We start from the raw sequence: 2,500 nt of genomic DNA on the forward strand, positions 1-2,500 counted from the left end.
TAAACCCTGGCGATGACCTACTCTCGCATGGCTTGAGCCACACTACCATCGGCGCAGCTGCGTTTCACTTCCGAGTTCGGGATGGGATCGGGTGGTTCCACAGCGCTAATTTCACCAGGGAGGCTTTTGGAGTGTCGCACTCGTCCCTGTGGGACAAGGCGCCAGCCTCGCATAGTTCTTGTGACGTAGCGTGCACTTGGATGCTCTTACGACGCTGTCGTAAAGCCAAGGCAACTTGAGGTTATATGGTCAAGCCGCACGGATCATTAGTATCAGTTAGCTCAATACATTGCTGTACTTACACACCTGACCTATCAACCACGTAGTCTACATGGTTCCTTCAGGGGGCTTGTGCCCCGGGAGATCTCATCTTGAGGCGCGCTTCCCGCTTAGATGCTTTCAGCGGTTATCGCTTCCGAACATAGCTACCCGGCAATGCCACTGGCGTGACAACCGGAACACCAGAGGTTCGTCCACTCCGGTCCTCTCGTACTAGGAGCAGCCCCTCTCAAATCTCCAACGCCCATGGCAGATAGGGACCGAACTGTCTCACGACGTTCTGAACCCAGCTCGCGTACCACTTTAAATGGCGAACAGCCATACCCTTGGGACCGACTACAGCCCCAGGATGTGATGAGCCGACATCGAGGTGCCAAACACCGCCGTCGATATGAACTCTTGGGCGGTATCAGCCTGTTATCCCCGGAGTACCTTTTATCCGTTGAGCGATGGCCCTTCCATACAGAACCACCGGATCACTAAGTCCTAGTTTCCTACCTGCTTGATCCGTCGATCTTGCAGTCAAGCACGCTTATGCCTTTGCACACAGTGCGCGATGTCCGACCGCGCTGAGCGTACCTTCGAGCTCCTCCGTTACTCTTTAGGAGGAGACCGCCCCAGTCAAACTACCCACCATACACGGTCCCCGACCCAGATAATGGGCCCAGGTTAGAACGTCAAGCACGACAGGGTGGTATTTCAAGGATGGCTCCGCCACAGCTAGCGCCATGGTTTCATAGCCTCCCACCTATCCTACACAGACGAACTCAACGTTCAGTGTAAAGCTATAGTAAAGGTTCACGGGGTCTTTCCGTCTTGCCACGGGAACGCTGCATCTTCACAGCGATTTCAATTTCACTGAGTCTCGGGTGGAGACAGCGCCGCTGTCGTTACGCCATTCGTGCAGGTCGGAACTTACCCGACAAGGAATTTCGCTACCTTAGGACCGTTATAGTTACGGCCGCCGTTTACTGGGGCTTCGATCAAGAGCTTCGCCTTGCGGCTGACCCCATCAATTAACCTTCCAGCACCGGGCAGGCGTCACACCCTATACGTCCACTTTCGTGTTTGCAGAGTGCTGTGTTTTTGATAAACAGTCGCAGCGGCCTGGTTACTGCGACCCTCTTCAGCTATAGCTCGCACGAGCCACCAAAAAGGGTGCACCTTCTCCCGAAGTTACGGTGCCATGTTGCCTAGTTCCTTCACCCGAGTTCTCTCAAGCGCCTGAGAATTCTCATCCTACCCACCTGTGTCGGTTTACGGTACGGTCTGCGTAAGCTGAAGCTTAGGAGCTTTTCCTGGAAGCGTGGTATCAGTGACTTTGCCATAAAGGCTCGTCTCGGTGCTCGGTCTTAGAGGATCCCGGATTTGCCAAAGATCCAAACCTACCGCCTTTCCCCAGGACAACCAACGCCTGGTACACCTAACCTTCTCCGTCCCTCCATCGCACTTACGCGAGGTGCAGGAATATTAACCTGCTTCCCATCGACTACGACTTTCGTCCTCGCCTTAGGGGCCGACTCACCCTGCGCCGATTAACGTTGCGCAAGGAAACCTTGGGCTTTCGGCGTGCGGGTTTTTCACCCGCATTATCGTTACTCATGTCAGCATTCGCACTTCCGATACCTCCAGCAGACTTCTCAATCCACCTTCAACGGCTTACGGAACGCTCCTCTACCGCGCATAACAAAGTTATGCACCCCAAGCTTCGGTTCTGTGCTTAGCCCCGTTAAATCTTCCCCGCAGACCGACTCGACCAGTGAGCTATTACGCTTTCTTTAAAGGGTGGCTGCTTCTAAGCCAACCTCCTGGCTGTCTGTGCCTTTCCACATGGTTTTCCACTTAGCACAAAATTTGGGACCTTAGCTGTGGGTCTGGGTTGTTTCCCTTTTCACGACGGACGTTAGCACCCGCCGTGTGTCTCCCATACAGTCCGTCTCGGTATTCGGAGTTTGCAATGGTTTGGTAAGTCGCGATGACCCCCTAGCCATAACAGTGCTCTACCCCCGAGAGGATACATATGAGGCGCTACCTAAATAGCTTTCGAGGAGAACCAGCTATCTCCGGGTTCGATTAGCTTTTCACTCCTAATCACACCTCATCCCCTACCTTTGCAACGGGAGTGGGTTCGGGCCTCCAGTGCGTGTTACCGCACCTTCACCCTGGGCATGACTAGATCACCCGGTTTCGGGTCTACTGCCCGCGACTATGCGCCCTTATC

General features: G+C 54.2%; 2 rRNA genes (1 of these 2 cut by a window edge). Both read right to left on the minus strand.

Features of this window, described 5'->3' with window-relative positions:
- Nucleotides 1-4: 4 nt before the first annotated feature.
- Nucleotides 5-119: ribosomal RNA gene (rrf, locus tag N5E02_RS19855) — 5S ribosomal RNA — on the minus strand.
- Nucleotides 120-245: 126 nt separating this feature from the next.
- Nucleotides 246-2,500 (minus strand): 23S ribosomal RNA (locus tag N5E02_RS19860) (it continues 625 nt past the right edge of the window).

The sequence above is a fragment of the Stenotrophomonas sp. GD03777 genome (assembly GCF_029842485.1).
GTDB lineage: Bacteria > Pseudomonadota > Gammaproteobacteria > Xanthomonadales > Xanthomonadaceae > Stenotrophomonas > Stenotrophomonas sepilia.